The organism is Pseudomonas sp. P106(2024) (genome assembly GCF_057480815.1).
Genome location: NZ_JBLIYU010000005.1, coordinates 214843 through 231060 on the forward strand (window position 1 = coordinate 214843; position 16218 = coordinate 231060).

The 16218-nt window shown below is 66.4% G+C and carries 9 protein-coding genes; 8 read left to right on the plus strand and 1 reads right to left on the minus strand.

Annotated features, from left to right (window positions below; all coding sequences use genetic code 11):
• Positions 1–152: 152 nt before the first annotated feature.
• Positions 153–6002 (minus strand): manganese-oxidizing multicopper oxidase MnxG, encoded by a 5850-nt coding sequence (mnxG, locus tag AC25M7_RS11440; RefSeq protein ID WP_486971069.1) that lies wholly within the window; start codon positions 6000–6002, stop codon positions 153–155.
• Between the two features lie 743 nt (positions 6003–6745).
• Here mnxG and AC25M7_RS11445 point away from each other — a divergent pair.
• From AC25M7_RS11445 to hbdH, 8 genes are all read left to right on the plus strand, one after another.
• Positions 6746–7807 carry a 3-deoxy-7-phosphoheptulonate synthase gene (locus AC25M7_RS11445; protein WP_247282924.1) on the plus strand — a complete coding sequence of 354 codons (1062 nt, stop codon included), beginning with the start codon at positions 6746–6748 and terminating at the stop codon, positions 7805–7807.
• 79 nt (positions 7808–7886) lie between these two features.
• Positions 7887–8168 carry a peptidylprolyl isomerase gene (locus tag AC25M7_RS11450; RefSeq protein WP_028688954.1) on the plus strand — a complete coding sequence of 94 codons (282 nt, stop codon included), beginning with the start codon at positions 7887–7889 and terminating at the stop codon, positions 8166–8168.
• Between the two features lie 13 nt (positions 8169–8181).
• Positions 8182–10107, plus strand: coding sequence for an extracellular solute-binding protein (locus AC25M7_RS11455; RefSeq protein ID WP_486971070.1), 1926 nt, complete (start codon positions 8182–8184; stop codon positions 10105–10107).
• Positions 10104–11162, plus strand: a complete 1059-nt coding sequence (locus tag AC25M7_RS11460; protein WP_028688956.1) for a microcin C ABC transporter permease YejB — start codon at positions 10104–10106, stop codon at positions 11160–11162. The genes AC25M7_RS11455 and AC25M7_RS11460 overlap by 4 nt, the downstream gene beginning before the upstream one ends.
• Positions 11162–12178: an ABC transporter permease gene (locus AC25M7_RS11465; protein ID WP_028688957.1), complete on the plus strand. Its 1017-nt coding sequence runs from the start codon at positions 11162–11164 to the stop codon at positions 12176–12178. The genes AC25M7_RS11460 and AC25M7_RS11465 overlap by 1 nt, the downstream gene beginning before the upstream one ends.
• A 91-nt stretch (positions 12179–12269) precedes the next feature.
• Positions 12270–13655 carry a sigma-54 interaction domain-containing protein gene (locus tag AC25M7_RS11470; protein WP_028688958.1) on the plus strand — a complete coding sequence of 462 codons (1386 nt, stop codon included), beginning with the start codon at positions 12270–12272 and terminating at the stop codon, positions 13653–13655.
• Between the two features lie 264 nt (positions 13656–13919).
• Entirely contained in the window at positions 13920–15311 is a 1392-nt protein-coding gene (locus AC25M7_RS11475) for a GntP family permease (RefSeq protein WP_088852526.1), read from the plus strand.
• Positions 15312–15322: 11 nt separating this feature from the next.
• The gene (gene hbdH / locus AC25M7_RS11480; RefSeq protein WP_028688960.1) at positions 15323–16093 is read left to right on the plus strand and encodes a 3-hydroxybutyrate dehydrogenase; all 771 of its coding nucleotides are present in this window, start codon (positions 15323–15325) and stop codon (positions 16091–16093) included.
• The last annotated feature ends 125 nt before the right edge of the window (positions 16094–16218 follow it).

Consider the following 16218-nt stretch of genomic DNA (forward strand, 5'->3'; position numbering starts at 1 on the left):
GCGCCTATGAAATCGAGCGCCGCCCGCACGGCGCGTCGCCGGCAAGCTGGCAACGCGCCGTGCGGGCGGCGCTCGATCTCATAGGCGCTGCATCCTTGTCGCCAAACAGCTGGTGGCCTCCCCCACTCCCAAGCCAGGCTACCAGCCCCCTTTTACTGCGCCGGCGCCGTGGCCGGCGGCGCCTCGTTGGTCACCCGCAGGATGCCCCACAGACCCGAGGCATTGCCGTACGCGGCATAGTCGCGGAACAGATAATCCCCCGGCACCGCGTTGGCGCCGCCTGCGCTGGGCAGCATGAAGCTGAAGTGCGCCGCCGGCAGCACGCTCTCCTGGGCGCCCACGTACATCGCCATCGGGTTGTAGCCGTAGCGCACCGAGCCGATGCCCGGCAGGCCCATGGGGTAGCCGTTCACATCGTTCTTCTCGGCCTGGTAGTTGTGCAGCGGCCACAGGTGCCCGTCGAGCTGGTAGGTAATGCCGCGGCTGCCGCCGCTGGGCATCAGCACATGGCTGCGCGCAGGCTGGCCCGGCTTGGCCCAGAGCACCGGGGTCTGCGGATCACCGCCGACCAGGGCGTTGCTGTAGGCCATGTGGGCGTTGGGCACGTCGGCGAAGCCGAAGCCGTCGGCATGGCCGAACGGTGCGTCCGGCGCCAGGCCGAAGCGCAGCCACAGCGGCTCGCTCTTGTAGTTCATCGCCATGTTGCCGTTGTCCTTCGGATCACCCGGTACGCCATTGCCCTCGGTGGCGATGCCCTCCACCGGCCGGCCATCGGACCAGCGCATGTTCAGCGAGCGCTGCCACACGGTGACGAAGTCGCGGTAGTCGGGCTGGCCGCTGACCTTCACCGTGGCCTGGGCGCGGCTGGCGTTGTCCTCGGTCCAGGTCGCGCTCTGCGGCAACACGCTCATTGCGCCCACCAGGCCCTTCTGCGGCTGCTTGATGACATCCGCCGGGGTCAGGTTGAGGCCACCGAACTCGATGGCCGTGGTGTTGATGTTGTCCACCGTGCGGCCCAGTTGCAGTACCGGCTTGCCTTCGCGCTCCAGGTGCCCGGCGTAGTACTGGTACACCCGGCTCGGGTAGGCGCCGCTACTGCCGACGCGCGGCGGCACGGTCTGTACCGGGTTGAGACCAACGTTGACACCATCCGACTTGGTAATGTCGTAGGCCAGCAGCTGCGCATGCAGGCCGACGTGGCTGGACGGGCGCATCAGGTTGTTGTTGAACGCCGTTGAGCCCTCGCCGCCGGCCCGATCGCGCTTGACCACGTTCTGCATCACCGCGGTGCTGGGCAGGTCCGGCATCATCAGCGGCAGACGGTTCTCCAGGGTGATGCTGATGCAGTCACCGGCATTGGCCCGCAGCACCAGGGGCTCGACCGGCACGCCGGCCTTGAGCTTGCCGGTGCTGGTATCGAGGTCGGCCTTGCGCACATAGAGCACGGCAGTCGGGTCGTGCAATGGCGAGCTGTGGCCACCGACGGTGAAAGTCGCGCCGTCCTCTTCGTCGGTGACCGTGGCCAGCGGGATATCGACCTTGCGACTGTTGAACACCAGGGTGCCGCCATTGGCCTTGAGCGCCCCGCCCACGTGCTGGCCAATACCGGCCGGGTCGCTGATGCTGACCCCATGGCGGTTCTCGAGGATGTCGTTGGCCAGGGCCGCGACGATCTCGTAGCTGCGCTTGACCGTCGGCCGGGTGCCGATGCCATTGGCGTTGGCCGTGGTTTTCGGGCAGATTCCGTCGAAGTTGACAGTGTTGCGCATGGCCACCGGTTGAGGGTTGTTCGGCAGGGTGAACAGGTCGGCGCGCTGGGCGGTGTAGTTGCGCATGATGCCCCAGATGCCGTTCCAGTAGCCTTCCAGAGCCGCGTCCATGGAGTACAGGTAATCGCCATTGGTGGCGGCGGAGCTGGAGATCATCGACACCGGCGCCATGAAGCCCATCTGCTCGGAGATGCCGATCATCTGCGAGGACTTCCATCCTGAGTTGGAGCTGTTGCCGAAGCCCGAGCCGTTCTGCAGCCACTTCACGCCGTGCAGGGTGACGTTGTGCTCCTCCTCATGGCCGCCGGCATGCATGCGCAGGCGTACGTTGTCGCCGGAGTAGGTACGCAGCAGCGGCGTGAACGGGTCGCCCGGTTCGGTGCCCTTGTTGATATGGGGCGGGAACAACGTGGTGCCGCCGGTGGGGCCGGTGGCCTGGGTGATCGCCGAAGGCGCCAGGTTCATTGCCGGGATGGCGCGGTCGGTGCGGCTCTGCATGGCGTAGGCCAGGTCACCGCCCAGGCCGTCGGCCTGCATGCCGCGCTTGCCGTCGGGGCCGACCTTGTTGGGGTCGAACACGCGCAGGGCCAGGGGCTCGTTGCGGTAGTTGACGACGAACATGCCCGGGTCATCCACCGAGATCGCCTGCGGGCATGGCCGGGTCGGGCAACCTGGGCTCAACCCGCCACGGGATTCGACCACCGACTCGAGCAGCGTCGAGGCTTTCTGCCGCACGGGCGGGTTGATGGCGTAGCGGAAGCTGTCGGCGGTGGCCGGATAGGCCTGGCCGTCAGGTATGCCGTTGGGGCCTGCGCCGACATACACGCCAGCCTCGTAGGCGTGCTGGAAGTCGCTGTACTCGAGGAAGAACTCGCGATAGCTGTCGTTTTTACCATCGCCGTCGTGGTCACCGGTCTGGATGACCGCCTGCCACGAAGTCGGGCCGCCGTCCTGGCGGGTGGCCGGGTTGTACAGCTGCTCGCCGGTCTCGGCGTGGTACCAGGTGGAACCGGCGGGCTCGGCCAGCACGGTTGCATACAGCCCCAGTTGTTGGTGGGTCGATGGGCCGAGGTGGTCATGGGTGAAGATGGTGCCCAGGCCACGATCGACGTTGTACACGTTCACCAGCGGGTCGGCGAACCAGCGTTGCATGGCGCTGCGCGCGCCGAGCCAATCGGCCCGGCCGAAGCGCCCGAAATACGGATGCTGCTTGGCTTTCGGGCAGGCAGCGGTACCGTCGCGGGTGTCGCCCTCGGTGCAGTTGTTGAAGCTGCGGATGGCATGCACACGCTCGACCACGCTGCCGGGCGAGAGGATACCGTCCTCGTAGTTCCAGCCGTTGGCAGAGCCGTCGGCGGCGGTCAGGTCCCATTTGGGCAGGTGGATATGCTGGCCGATCACGTCGGTCGGCGTGCGCACCTGGTAGTCGTCCATCTCATAGAACGACGGGATCAGGTTGGTATGCACGTACTGGGTGCAGTCGAAGGTGTTCATGCGCATCACCAGCGGCTCCGGCGGGCGCTGCTTGGTGATCACCGGCCAGGCGTCTTCCCACAGGGCGAGGATGCGCGCCTGCGGGAAGTGGTAGCCAACCTTGTTGTACACCGCGTCGAACTGGATGTTGGCCGCCTTGTAGATGCGCGGGCGGTCAGCGGTGAACGTGGACGAACCGCGGAAACTCATGCCGGTGAGGTTTTCACCGCTGAAGAACTCGCCGACGCCCGAGGACTGGGTCAGGCGCTTGCCGCGGTCGTCCATGCACGGCTCGTAGAACGGCGCGCCCGCCGTGGGCAAGGCGCCGTTGGTGCGAAAGGCCTTGGCCACCGGCGCGCCGCCGGGGATCAGGGCAAAGCTTGGATGTTCGGCCTTGGCGTGGAACTGCATGGCAGCCTGCTCGACCTCGGTGCCCTCCTCGGGCAGGTAGATCGGCTTGGCCTTGTGCACCACCTTGGAGAAATCCAGCTTGGTGGTGGTGGTCACGGCATCGCCACCGGCAGACACACCGTCGAGGGTGTGCCGCCCCAGGCCGCCGTCCCAGCCGTCGACCTGGTTGGGGTCGAGGTTGGCCCACAGCGCCTTGCCGCTTTCCTTGAGCTGGCGGGCCAGGGCCGGGTCGAGCATGTCCAGCGGCGGGGTCGGCGGGCGCTGGCCGACGCTGCTTTCCATGCCGCCAATCCAGAATGGGTAGCCTGGGTTCTTCAGGCTGCCGTCGGCGTTGCGATTGGTCTCGCTGCGGTCGACCAGGGCCAGGGAACCGACGGCGCGCGGGATGGGCGGTTGACCCGGATGATCATCGCCCTCCTCCTCTTCATCGTCATCTTCATGCCCGGCGACCAGGGTCTCGGACAGCTTGGGCACCACGGTGACCTTGCCCGGCATCGGCGCCATGGCCTTGCCCGGCAACGGCACGATGGCCGGGATAGGCGTGCCGGCGATGATCTCGCCGTCCGGCAGCGCACGGGCGCCCTGGGCCGGCTTGCCATTGCGCAAGGCGAACGGCGTGCTGTGGAAGCCGTTGGCGCCCTCGCCACTGACCTCCAGGCGGGTACCCGGCTCGAACACATCGTGCACCCGCCACATGGCCCACATGCCCTGGGCGAAGTGCGGATAGAAATGGCAGTGATAGATGGCATCGCCCGCCACACGGTTGCGGTTGCCCGAACCGCCGTTGGCGATCTCGTAGGTGTAGCCCACGCCAGGGCCAATGCCCTGGGCGTCGATGTAGTCGGAATTGTCGTCGTTGGGATTGAACAGCCACTGGTGTCCGTGCAAGTGGAAGATGTGCTGCTCGTGGCCGTTATGGGTGTTGCGGAACTTGGTGAAGTCACCAATGTAGCTGTGGTGCACGTTGGCAGGCTCGGCCGGGTACAGGGCCATGGTTGCCTTGACCCCGGTGGCGCTGGCCGGCGGCGTTTCGCCAGGACGGATGTGCTCCAGCCCAACATTGGCCGGGATATCCACCAACGTCCCGACATCGCCGACGGTATGGGCGCTGAGGAAGAATTCCTCGTAGGCGCACGACAGGCAGTCGTGCATCGGCCCCACGCCGAGGCGGTTGGCCACCACCTCGGCGCCCATCCCGCCTGAGCCGTAGTTGATCATGAAGGAGTCGCGGGTCGGCTCGAGCACATGGCCCATGACCGGGTCCGCCCAGTAGGCGGGGAAGGCCTGGGTCGCGGCCACCTCGTCGGCGAACTGCGAGGCGAAGTCGCGGAACGCCTCCAGCCGGTTGGGCAACGCCGGGTTGCGCTTGCCGACGCTTTCCAGTGGATAGGTGCTGGCCGGGAAGCTGCCGTCGGGGTTGGGGCCCATGACGATGGCGTCGGTCTCGCTGCTGAGGATCTCGTTGCCGTCGAGCATGGCGATGATCGGCTTGCCGGCCTTGCCCTCGGCGATCCACGGCTCGAGGTTGGGGTAGCGGGCCTGGTAGTCGATCACCGGCTGCCCGGTGGCCGTGCGCCCCGTGGTGGCCAGGCGCATCTCTTCTTCAGTCAGGGTATTGCGATAGGTACGCCCGGCCTTGGGCACCACCACCACCTGGCCGAACAGGCCGTTGGCGACGTTGCCGGCACCGCCTTGGCCGCCGAAGGTGGCGCCCTGGCTGGTGACGGCGAACGCCCCCTCGCGCTCGGCGTACAGGGTGTAGCTGCGGGTGCCGCCCGGAGCGACCAGGAAGTTGCCGTTGCGCCCGGTGTTGGCGGCGATGTCGCCGATGCTGTTGACCGCCTGCAGGCCGTTGACCTGGAAGCCGACATGGCGGTCGGTGACCTGCTCGTCGGCAACGAAGTGTTCGCCGCCTTCGTTCTCGACCTCGGCGCCCTCTTCCTCCTCGCCTTCGACTTCGGTTTCGTCGTGGTCGATACCGTGCTTGTTGGGGTTGGCCTGGTAGGCCAGCAGGTTGGTCAGGTTGACCGTCAGGCAGTCACCGGCGGCCACCCGAAGCACGATCGGCCGCGGGCGCTTGTCCGGGCGCAGGGTGACCTTGCCCGGTACCGCGGCGCCGCCCTTGCTCAAGGGCACCTGATGCTCGTCCACCACATCCTGGCGCAGGGCGTACATCATGCCGTTGGCGTTCTGCGCGCCGAGGCGGTTGAACATCAGTGGCTGATCCAGCGCCACCACGTTGGCCACCAGCGTGCGCTGGCACTGCACCGCGGCCTCGCCGGGGACCTGCCAGCCCAGCAGGGCCAGCAGGAAGGTGGACAGGACCGGGCCTTTGCGAGGGGTCGACATGGGGCACCTCCGGAAACACAGGAATATGCACAAAGGTGAGCAAGGGCCATGCCAGCCAATTAACTGCTATTTTTCAATAGGTTATGAATTATGACGATGCGATTCGGGGAAAATCACCCAGTGGTATGCCCCGGATCAGGGGCTGCTACGCAGGCCTTTGCCAGCACATTCCCGTGGCAGCCAGCTTGCCGGCGATAAGGCCAGTACAGGAACACAATGACCCCAATAGCATTTAGTGATTGAACGCCAACGCAAAGGTGCAGTAAGCTCGGTCCCAATCACTGGAGAGCAACATGTCGAAACAATCCCGCAACCACGCCAACCACACCGGTCGCTCCGCGCACCGCGTGCTGGCCGTTGCCGGTCGTAACGCCGTTGCCAGCTTTTATTTTGGGTATTGGTTTAGCCACTAGGCGCCGATGACCCATCCGGCGCCCACCTTCGAGGGGCCGCCGAACATGAGAATACTCAAACCCCCGGTCGGCTCCCCGACCGGGGGTTTTGCTTTTCCGGACCCAAGAAACATACCGATTACCTTGAGGACAGCGACATGAACTACACCACCTACTACCGCACCTATGCATGGCGATTTAGCCAGTTCCGTTCGGGCCAGCCTGCCGCCTCCGTTCGGTCGATTTCCGGTGGCAATGCCCCACAGACACCCCATTTGACGATCAGTCGAACACCTCGATAGGGCCGACGACGCGGGCCAGAACCCGCCGTCCGCCCAGGGAAAAAACGCCATGCAAGCCTCGAACCTCGCCCTGCCCCTGACCCAACCGCACGCTGCCAACACCACCGTCAGCCAGCGCCTGCCCAGCCCGCACCTGCTCAAGCAGCAGATGCCGCTATCCTGCGAACTCACCCAGCAAGTCCACGCTCACCGCCAGGCAATCCGCGCCATCCTCGAAGGCCGCGACGCACGTCTGCTGGTGGTGGTCGGCCCCTGCTCGATCCATGACCCGCGCTCGGCCCTCGAATACGCCGACCGCCTGGCCGCACTCAGCCGTGACGTCGACGACAAGCTGCTGCTGGTGATGCGCGCCTACGTGGAGAAACCGCGCACCACCGTGGGCTGGAAAGGCCTGGCCTACGATCCGCACCTTGATGGCAGCGACGACATGCACGCGGGCATCGCCCTGTCCCGCGGCCTGATGCTGGGCATGCTCGAACGCGGCCTGCCGATCGCCACCGAGCTGCTGCAGCCGATGGCCGCCGGCTACTTCGACGACCTGCTAGGCTGGGCCGCCATCGGCGCGCGCACCACCGAGTCGCAGATCCACCGCGAGATGGTCAGCGGCCTCGAGCTGCCGGTCGGCTTCAAGAACGGCACCGACGGCGGTATCGGCATCGCCTGCGACGCCATGCGCAGCGCCGCCCACCCGCACCGTCACTTCGGCATGGACGTCCAAGGCCACCCGGCGATCATCGAGACCCTGGGCAACCCCGACACCCACCTGGTGCTGCGCGGCGGGCACCAGGGCCCGAACTACGACGCCCAGAGCGTCGCCCTGGCCCGCCAGGGCCTGGCCAAGGCCGGGCTGGCGCCACGGATCATGGTCGACTGCAGCCACGCCAACAGCGGCAAGGACCCGGCTCGCCAGCCGGCGGTGTTCGAGGATGTGCTTGCCCAGCGCCTGGCCGGCGACCGTTCGCTGGTCGGGGTGATGCTCGAAGGGCACCTGTTCGATGGCTGCCAGGCCCTGGGCAAGGGCGCGCTGAAGTACGGCGTGTCGATCACCGACGGCTGCCTGGGCTGGGAGCCGACCGAGGCCCTGCTGCGCGAGGCCGCCGCTCGCCTGTAGGCCTCTATGGCAAGCCTTGCGAGACACGGCACGAACAAGTGCGCTAGGCTTGCCTTTTCGATCCCAAGGAGCAGTACCCATGGCCCGTGCCACCGCCCGCCACATCCTGGTTGCCACCGAAGACAAGTGCAACGAACTCAAAGCGCAGATCGAAGGCGGCGCCGACTTCGCCGAAGTCGCCAAGGCCCACTCCACCTGCCCGTCCAGCCGTCAGGGCGGCGACCTGGGTTCGTTCGGCCCGGGCCAGATGGTTCGCGAGTTCGACACCGTGGTCTTCAGCGCGCCGCTGAATGTCGTCCAGGGTCCGGTGAAGACCCAGTTCGGCTACCACCTGCTGGAAGTGACCAGCCGTCAGGACTAAGTCATCGCAGCCGATGACGTACCCTGTGGGAGCGGGTTCACCCGCGAATACGCCGGTCCATGCAACATCGTTGCCTGAGCTGACGCATTCGCGGGTAAACCCGCTCCCACAGTTGTTGTGTGGGTTCATGCTGTTGTGCCTGACTGCCACCTCCCATGCCGCCCCCACCCACGCCCTCACCGTCTACGCCGAAGCCCCGCGCTACCCCGCGAATTTCCACCATTTCGACTACGTCAACCCCGACGCCCCCAAGGGCGGCAGCCTGCGCCGCTCGGCCATCGAGATCGGCCAGTTCGACCATGTCCTGCCCTACATCGACAAAGGCATCGGCGTCAGCCAGGTCGATGGCTGGTTGTACGCACCGCTGGCCGTGCGCTCGCTTGATGAGCCCTACAGCGTATACGGCCTTGTCGCCCAGCGCATGGAGCGCGGCCCCGATGACGCCTGGCTGCGCTTCTACCTCGACCCCCGCGCCACCTTCGCCGACGGCAAGCCGGTACGGGCCGAAGACGTACGCTTCAGCTACGAGCTGCTGATGAACCAGGGCAGCCTCAAGTTTCGTACCCAGTTCGCCGATGTCGCCGCGGTCACGGTCGAAGGCCCGCGCCAGGTGCGCTTCGACTTGAAACAGCCCCATGGCCGTACGCTCCCCCTTGAGCTGGCCGGCCTGCCGGTGCTGCCCGAGCACGACTGGCAGCAACGCGACTTCGCCAACGGCGCCGGCTTCGACAAGCCGGTGGGCAGCGGCCCTTACCGCATCAGCAGGATCGACAACGGTCGCAGCATCACCTTCGAGCGCGATGCGACCTGGTGGGCGCGGGATTTGCCGGTCGTCCGCGGGCTGTACAACTTTGACCGCATCGGCGTCGAATTCTTCGGTGACACCGAGGTGGCCCGCCAGGTGCTCAAGGGTGGAGGCTACGACTACAACCGCGAGTATTCCGCCACCGCCTACACCCTCGGCTACAACGGTGCCCCGCTGAATGACGGGCGCCTGCAGCGCGCCCACCTGGCTCCGGCCAAGCCGCAGATCGCCCAGGGCTTCGTGTTCAATCTGGACCAGCCGCAGTTCAAGGACCGCCGCGTGCGCCAGGCCCTGGCCATGCTCTGGGACTTCGAATGGAGCAACCGGCAGATGATGCGCAACATGTACATCCGCCAGCAGAGCCTGTACTCGAACACCCCCCTGGCTGCCCGCGCCCTGCCCGACGCCGAGGAGCTCAAGCTGCTCGAACCGCTGCGCGGCCAGGTGCCGGACGAGGTGTTCAGCCAGGTATTCAACGCACCGGTCACCGATGGCTCCGGTATCATCCGCCAGCAGCAACTGAAGGCCCTGGCCTTGCTGCAGGACGCCGGCTGGCATCCCCAGGGCGATCGACTGGTCAATGCCCAGGGCCAGCCGTTGAGCTTCACCTTCCTCAATGGCCAGTCGGGGATGGAACGCCTGCTGCTGCCGTGGAAGCGCAACCTGGCGCAGATCGGCGTCGAACTGAACATCCGCAACGTCGACTCTGCCCAGTACGTCAACCGGCTGATGGCCCGCGACTACGACATGATCGTCACCGGCTACCCGGTGACCCTGTCGCCGGGCAGCGAGCAGTACAACTACTTCGGTTCCGCCGCAGCCAATGATCCGGGCTCGAACAACCTGATGGTGCTCAAGGACCCGGCGGTGGACCGCCTGCTCGACGGCCTGGTACGCGCCACCAGCCAGGCCGACATGCAGCGCCACGCCCGCGCCCTGGACCGGGTGCTGCAATGGAACTACTACTGGATTCCCAACTACTACCCGCCGGGCAGCTCGACGGTGTGGTGGAACCGCTTCGGCCTGCCCAAGGTACAGCCGGCCTATGACGAAGGCCTGGACACCTGGTGGGAAGTCAGCCCCCGGGCCCTGACCAACCCGCGGATGGCCGAGCGCTTGCGGAGCATGCCATGACCACCTACATCCTGCGCCGCCTGCTGCTGATCATCCCCACCTTGCTGGCCATCCTGCTGGTGAACTTCGCCATCGTCCAGGCCGCGCCCGGCGGGCCGGTGGAACAGGCCGTGGCGCGCCTGCAGGGCATCGGCGGCGGCGCGCCGGGTGCCCGCGTCGAGGCAGTACAGGGCGAGTCCCGCGCCACCCGCGGTCTGGACCCGAAGCTGATCGAGGAGATCAAGCGCCAGTACGGTTTCGACAAGTCCGCGCCCGAACGGCTGTGGCTGATGCTTGGCCAGTATGCACGGCTGGACTTCGGCCAGAGTTTCTTTCGCGGCGCCACGGTCACCGAGCTGATCGTGCAGAAACTGCCGGTGACCCTGTCGCTGGGCTTCTGGGCCACGCTGATCACCTACCTGGTGTCGATCCCGTTGGGCATTCGCAAGGCGGTGCGCCATGGCAGCCGCTTCGACGCCTGGAGCAGCGCGCTGATCGTGATCGGCTACGCCCTGCCCTCGTTCCTGTTCGCCCTGCTGCTGATCGTGCTGTTCGCCGGCGGCACCTCGCTCAACTGGTTCCCGGTGCGCGGCCTGGTGTCGGAGGACTTCGACCAGCTCAGCCTGCTGGGCAAGGTCGCCGACTACTTCTGGCACCTGGTGCTGCCGGTTGGCGCCCTGGTGATCGGCGGTTTCGCCACCCTCACCCTGCTGACCAAGAACGCCTTCCTCGACGAGATCGCCCGCCAGTACGTGGTCACCGCACGGGCCAAGGGCCTGAGCGAGCGCCGGGTGCTGTACGGCCATGTACTGCGCAACGCCATGCTGCTGGTGGTGGCCGGCCTGCCCCAGGCATTGATCACGGTGTTCTTCGCAGGATCGCTGCTGATCGAAGTGATCTTCTCCCTCGACGGCCTCGGGCGCATGAGCTACGAGGCAGCGGTGTCGCGGGACTACCCGGTGGTGTTCGGCACGTTATTCATCTTCACCCTGGCCGGGCTGCTGATCCGCCTGCTGGGCGACCTGTGCTACACGGTGCTCGACCCGCGCATCGACTTCGACGCGAGGGGCCGCTGATGTTCTCGCCCATCGCCCGGCGGCGCCTGCGGCGCTTTCGCGACAACCGCCGCGGCTGGATCTCGCTGTGGCTGTTCGCCGGGCTGTTGCTGTTGAGCCTGGGCGCGGAACTGGTGGCCAATGACAAGCCCTTGCTGCTGGGCTACCAGGGCGAGCTGTACACCCCGGCGCTCAAGCGCTACACCGAGCAGCAGTTCGGCGGGCAGCTGCCGTTCCAGCCCGACTACCGCAGCCAGTACGTGCGCCAGTTGATCGAGGGCCAGGGCGGCTGGATGCTGTTCGCGCCCATCCCGTTCAGCGCCGATACCCCCAACTACGACCTGCAGGTGCCCACCCCCAGCCCGCCCAGCGCGAGCAACTGGCTGGGCACCGACGACCAGGGCCGCGATGTGCTGGCGCGGGTATTGTATGGCACACGGGTGTCGCTGTTGTTCGCCTTCGCCCTGACCCTGCTCAGCGTGCTGATCGGCGTGACGGCCGGTGCCCTGCAGGGCTACCACGGTGGCTGGGTCGACCTGTTCGGCCAGCGCCTGCTGGAAGTGTGGTCGGGATTGCCGGTGCTGTACCTGCTGATCATCCTGTCAGGATTCGTCGAGCCGGATTTCTGGTGGCTGCTGGGGATCATGGCGCTGTTCTCCTGGCTGACCCTGGTCGATGTGGTGCGCGCCGAGTTCCTCCGTGGGCGCAACCTGGAATACGTCAAGGCCGCTCGCGCACTGGGACTGTCCGATACCCAGGTGATGCTGCGGCATATCCTGCCCAACGCCCTCAACGCGACCCTGACCTATGTCCCCTTCATGCTCACCGGGGCGATCACCACCCTCACCGCGCTGGACTTTCTCGGCTTCGGCATGCCCGCCGGCAGCGCTTCGCTGGGCGAGCTGGTGACCCAGGGCAAGCAGCACCTCGAGGCGCCGTGGCTGGGCTTTACCGCGTTCTTTGCCCTGGCGCTGATCCTGTCGTTGCTGGTATTTATCGGCGATGCGCTGCGCGAGGCGTTCGATCCCCGCTCATAGCCTTACCTCGGTCACTGCAGGAGCGGCCCTATCGCGACACAAGGCCGCTCTACAGGGGCGCACGACACTTGTCTCAACGGATACGTCTTCCATGCACGACAACCTCAAGGACTACCCCCAGGTCCGCCAACTGGCCATCCGCTCGCTGTTCGAGATCATCGAGCAATCCAGCGAAGGCACGGTGATCGTCGACCGCCAGGCGCGCATCGTCTGGATGAACGAGCGCTATGCCCGACGGTTCGGCCTGCAGGACGCCGCCAGCGCCATCGGCCAGCCCTGCGAGGCGGTAATCCCCGGCAGCCTGATGCGCGAGGTGGTGAGCAACGGCAAGCCGATCCTGCTGGACATGCTCGACACGCCGAACGAGCCGCTGGTGGTGATGCGCCTGCCGATCCACGACGACCAGGGCGCGCTGATCGGCGCCATTGGCTTTGCCCTGTTCGACGAGCTGCGCAGCCTGTCGCCCTTGCTCAAGCGCTATGCCAGCATGCAGCAGGAACTGGCCTCGACCCGCTCGCAACTGCGTGCGCGCCAGGCCCGCTACAGCTTCGCCCAGTTCGTCGGCAGCAGCCCGGCCTGCCTTGAAGCCAAGCGCCGCGCCCGCCGCGGCGCGACCAGCGACTCACCGGTGCTGCTACTCGGCGAGACCGGCACCGGCAAGGAACTGCTGGCCCACGCCATCCACGCCGCCTCGGCGCGCGCGCACAAGGCGTTCGTCAGCATCAACAGCGCGGCGATCCCCGAAGCGTTGCTGGAGGCCGAGTTCTTCGGCACCGCACCCGGGGCCTTCACCGGCGCCGACCGCAAGGGCCGCAGCGGCAAGCTGCAACTGGCCGAAGGCGGCACGCTGTTCCTCGACGAGATCGGCGACATGCCCCTGGCCCTGCAGAGCAAGCTGTTGCGCGTGCTGCAGGAGAAGGAATACGAGCCTGTGGGCAGCAACCAGATGCTGCGCAGCGATGTGCGGATCATCGCCGCCACCTCCATCGACCTGCAGGCGGCGATGGCCCGGGGAGCGTTTCGTACCGACCTGTACTACCGGTTGAATGTGCTGCCGGTGCAGGTGCCGCCGCTGCGCGAACGCCTGGAGGACCTGCCGGCGCTGTGCGAGGCGATTCTTGCCGAATTGGGCAGCCAGTATGAGCTGGAGGCCGAGGCCCAGGCACTGTTGGGGCGCCATGCCTGGCCGGGGAATATCCGAGAGCTGCGTAATGTGCTGGAACGGGCGACCCTGCTGGCCGACCAGCCACGGCTGGGCGTGCATGATCTGACAAACGCGCTGGGACCATTGAGCCCGGTGGCCGAGACGGCACCGCAGTTGGGGTACCGGGAGGCCTGTGCGCAGTTTGAACGCGGGCTGATTGTGCGGGCCTTGGGGCGCACTGGCGGGAATGTGCCGGAGGCAGCGCAGGCATTGGGGCTGGGACGGTCGACCTTGTACAAAAAGATGGTGGCGCTGGACATTGAGTCTCAATAAGGAGATACACATCTCCTTATTGAGACCGGCGCGATGGTTGCGCCCTCGATCGCCGGCAAGGCGGCTGCCACATGGCGTACCGCAATTCACTGTGGGAGCCGGCTTGCCGGCGATGGGCCGCAACGCGGCCCCACTTTCTCAAATTCGAGACATCGATCTTTATAAATTCAAGATAATTCAATAATTTCAATGACTTAACAAGTTGGCACAATTCCCGCTACTGGTATTCCAACCATAAAAACAACAGTTGGAGATCCCCTTAGGATGACCGTGCTCATCGCCCTCGCTGCCCTGGCCCTGCTGATGCTCGCCGCCTACCGCGGCTACAGCGTGATCCTCTTCGCCCCCATCGCCGCCCTTGGCGCCGTGCTACTCACCGACCCCGCCGCCGTGGCCCCGGCCTTCACCGGGGTGTTCATGGAGAAGATGGTCGGCTTCATCAAGCTCTATTTCCCGGTATTCCTGCTCGGCGCCGTGTTCGGCAAGCTGATCGAGCTGTCGGGCTTCTCACGCTCGATCGTCGCCGCCGCCATTCGCCTGCTCGGCACCCGTCAGGCCATGCTGGTGATCGTGCTGGTCTGCGCCCTGCTTACCTACGGCGGCGTGTCGCTGTTCGTGGTGGTGTTCGCGGTGTACCCGTTCGCCGCCGAGATGTTCCGCCAGAGCGACATTCCCAAGCGGCTGATCCCGGCGACCATCGCCCTGGGCGCGTTCTCCTTCACCATGGACGCCCTACCCGGCACGCCGCAAATCCAGAACATCATCCCCAGCACCTTCTTCAACACCACCGCCTGGGCCGCGCCCTGGCTGGGGCTGATCGGCACGCTGTTCGTGTTCTGCGCCGGCATGCTCTACCTGCAACGCCAGCGTAACAAGGCCCAGCGCAAGGGCGAAGGCTACGGCAGCAACCTGCGCAACGAGCCGGAAACCGCCGACGACATCGCCCTGCCCAACCCGTGGCTGGCCCTGGCGCCGCTGCTGCTGGTGGGGGTGATGAACCTGCTGTTCACCCACTGGATCCCGCAGTGGTACGGGGCCAGCCACACCCTGCAGTTGCCGGGCATGGCCACGCCAGTGCAGAGCGACGTGGCCAAGCTCACGGCGATCTGGGCGGTGCAGGCGGCCCTGCTGGTGGGCATCCTGATGGTGCTGGTGTGCGCCTTCGGCACCATTCGCCAGCGCCTGGCCGAAGGCACCAAGAGCGCCGTGAGCGGCGCCCTGCTGGCGGCGATGAACACCGCCTCGGAATACGGTTTCGGCGCAGTGATCGCCTCGCTGCCGGGCTTCCTGGTCTTGGCCGACGCCCTGCGCGGTATCCCCAACCCGCTGGTCAACGAGGCCATCACCGTCACCCTGCTGGCCGGCATCACCGGCTCCGCCTCCGGCGGCATGAGCATCGCCCTGGCGGCCATGAGCGACAGCTTCATCGCCGCCGCCAACGCGGCGAACATCCCGCTGGAGGTGTTGCACCGGGTCGCCGCCATGGCCAGCGGCGGCATGGACACCCTGCCGCACAACGGCGCGGTGATCACCCTGCTGGCGGTGACCGGCCTGACCCACCGCGAGGCCTACAAGGATATTTTCGGTATTACCCTGATCAAGACCCTGGCCGTATTCGTGGTCATCGCCACGTTCTACGCCACCGGCATCGTATGAAGGAGAACGGCATGACGCTCAAAGGCAAGACCGCACTGGTCACCGGTTCCACCAGCGGCATCGGTTTGGGGATAGCCCAGGTGCTGGCAGAGGCCGGTGCCAATATCCTGCTCAACGGCTTTGGCGATCCGGCGGGCGCCATTGCCGAGATCAGGCAGCACGGGGTCAAGGTGGCCCACCACCCCGCCGACCTGTCCGACGTGGCGCAGATCGAGCAGATGTTCGCCCTGGCCGAGCGCGAATTCGGCGCGGTCGACATCCTGGTCAACAACGCCGGCATCCAGCATGTGGCGCCGGTCGAGCAGTTTCCGGTGGAGGCCTGGGACAAGATCATCGCCTTGAACCTGTCGGCGGTGTTCCACGGCAGCCGCCTGGTCCTGCCTGGCATGCGCGCGCGGGGCTGGGGGCGGATCGTCAACATCGCCTCGGTGCACGGCCTGGTGGGCTCCACCGGCAAGGCCGCCTACGTCGCCGCGAAGCACGGCGTGGTCGGCCTGACCAAGGTCATCGGCCTGGAGACCGCCACCAGCAACGTCACCTGCAATGCCATCTGCCCGGGCTGGGTGCTGACCCCGCTGGTGCAGAAGCAGATCGACGACCGCGCCGCCAATGGGGGCGACGCGCAGCAGGCGCAGCACGACCTGCTGGCCGAGAAGCAGCCCTCGCTGGCCTTCGTCACGCCCCGGCATCTCGGCGAGCTGGTGTTGTTCCTGTGCGGCGAGGCCGGCAGCCAGGTGCGTGGCGCCGCCTGGAACGTCGATGGCGGCTGGCTGGCCCAGTAAGCGGCTAAAGTGGAGTAAGGACGACCTGACGCCGAATGATCAGGGATACACGTTTTTTGTAATCGATGGACTCGCCCCCGCCGAGGCATCACAGTGCCACGGTGGCGTTCGAAGAAGCCAACGGC

What these genes read in the sequence shown, in the direction of transcription:
- mnxG (WP_486971069.1), bottom strand. Translation starts at nt 6,002, where the DNA reads ATGTCGACCCCTCGCAAAGGCCCGGTCCTGTCCACCTTCCTGCTGGCC.
- AC25M7_RS11445 (WP_247282924.1), top strand. Translation starts at nt 6,746, where the DNA reads ATGCAAGCCTCGAACCTCGCCCTGCCCCTGACCCAACCGCACGCTGCC.
- AC25M7_RS11450 (WP_028688954.1), top strand. Translation starts at nt 7,887, where the DNA reads ATGGCCCGTGCCACCGCCCGCCACATCCTGGTTGCCACCGAAGACAAG.
- AC25M7_RS11455 (WP_486971070.1), top strand. Translation starts at nt 8,182, where the DNA reads ATGACGTACCCTGTGGGAGCGGGTTCACCCGCGAATACGCCGGTCCAT.
- AC25M7_RS11460 (WP_028688956.1), top strand. Translation starts at nt 10,104, where the DNA reads ATGACCACCTACATCCTGCGCCGCCTGCTGCTGATCATCCCCACCTTG.
- AC25M7_RS11465 (WP_028688957.1), top strand. Translation starts at nt 11,162, where the DNA reads ATGTTCTCGCCCATCGCCCGGCGGCGCCTGCGGCGCTTTCGCGACAAC.
- AC25M7_RS11470 (WP_028688958.1), top strand. Translation starts at nt 12,270, where the DNA reads ATGCACGACAACCTCAAGGACTACCCCCAGGTCCGCCAACTGGCCATC.
- AC25M7_RS11475 (WP_088852526.1), top strand. Translation starts at nt 13,920, where the DNA reads ATGACCGTGCTCATCGCCCTCGCTGCCCTGGCCCTGCTGATGCTCGCC.
- hbdH (WP_028688960.1), top strand. Translation starts at nt 15,323, where the DNA reads ATGACGCTCAAAGGCAAGACCGCACTGGTCACCGGTTCCACCAGCGGC.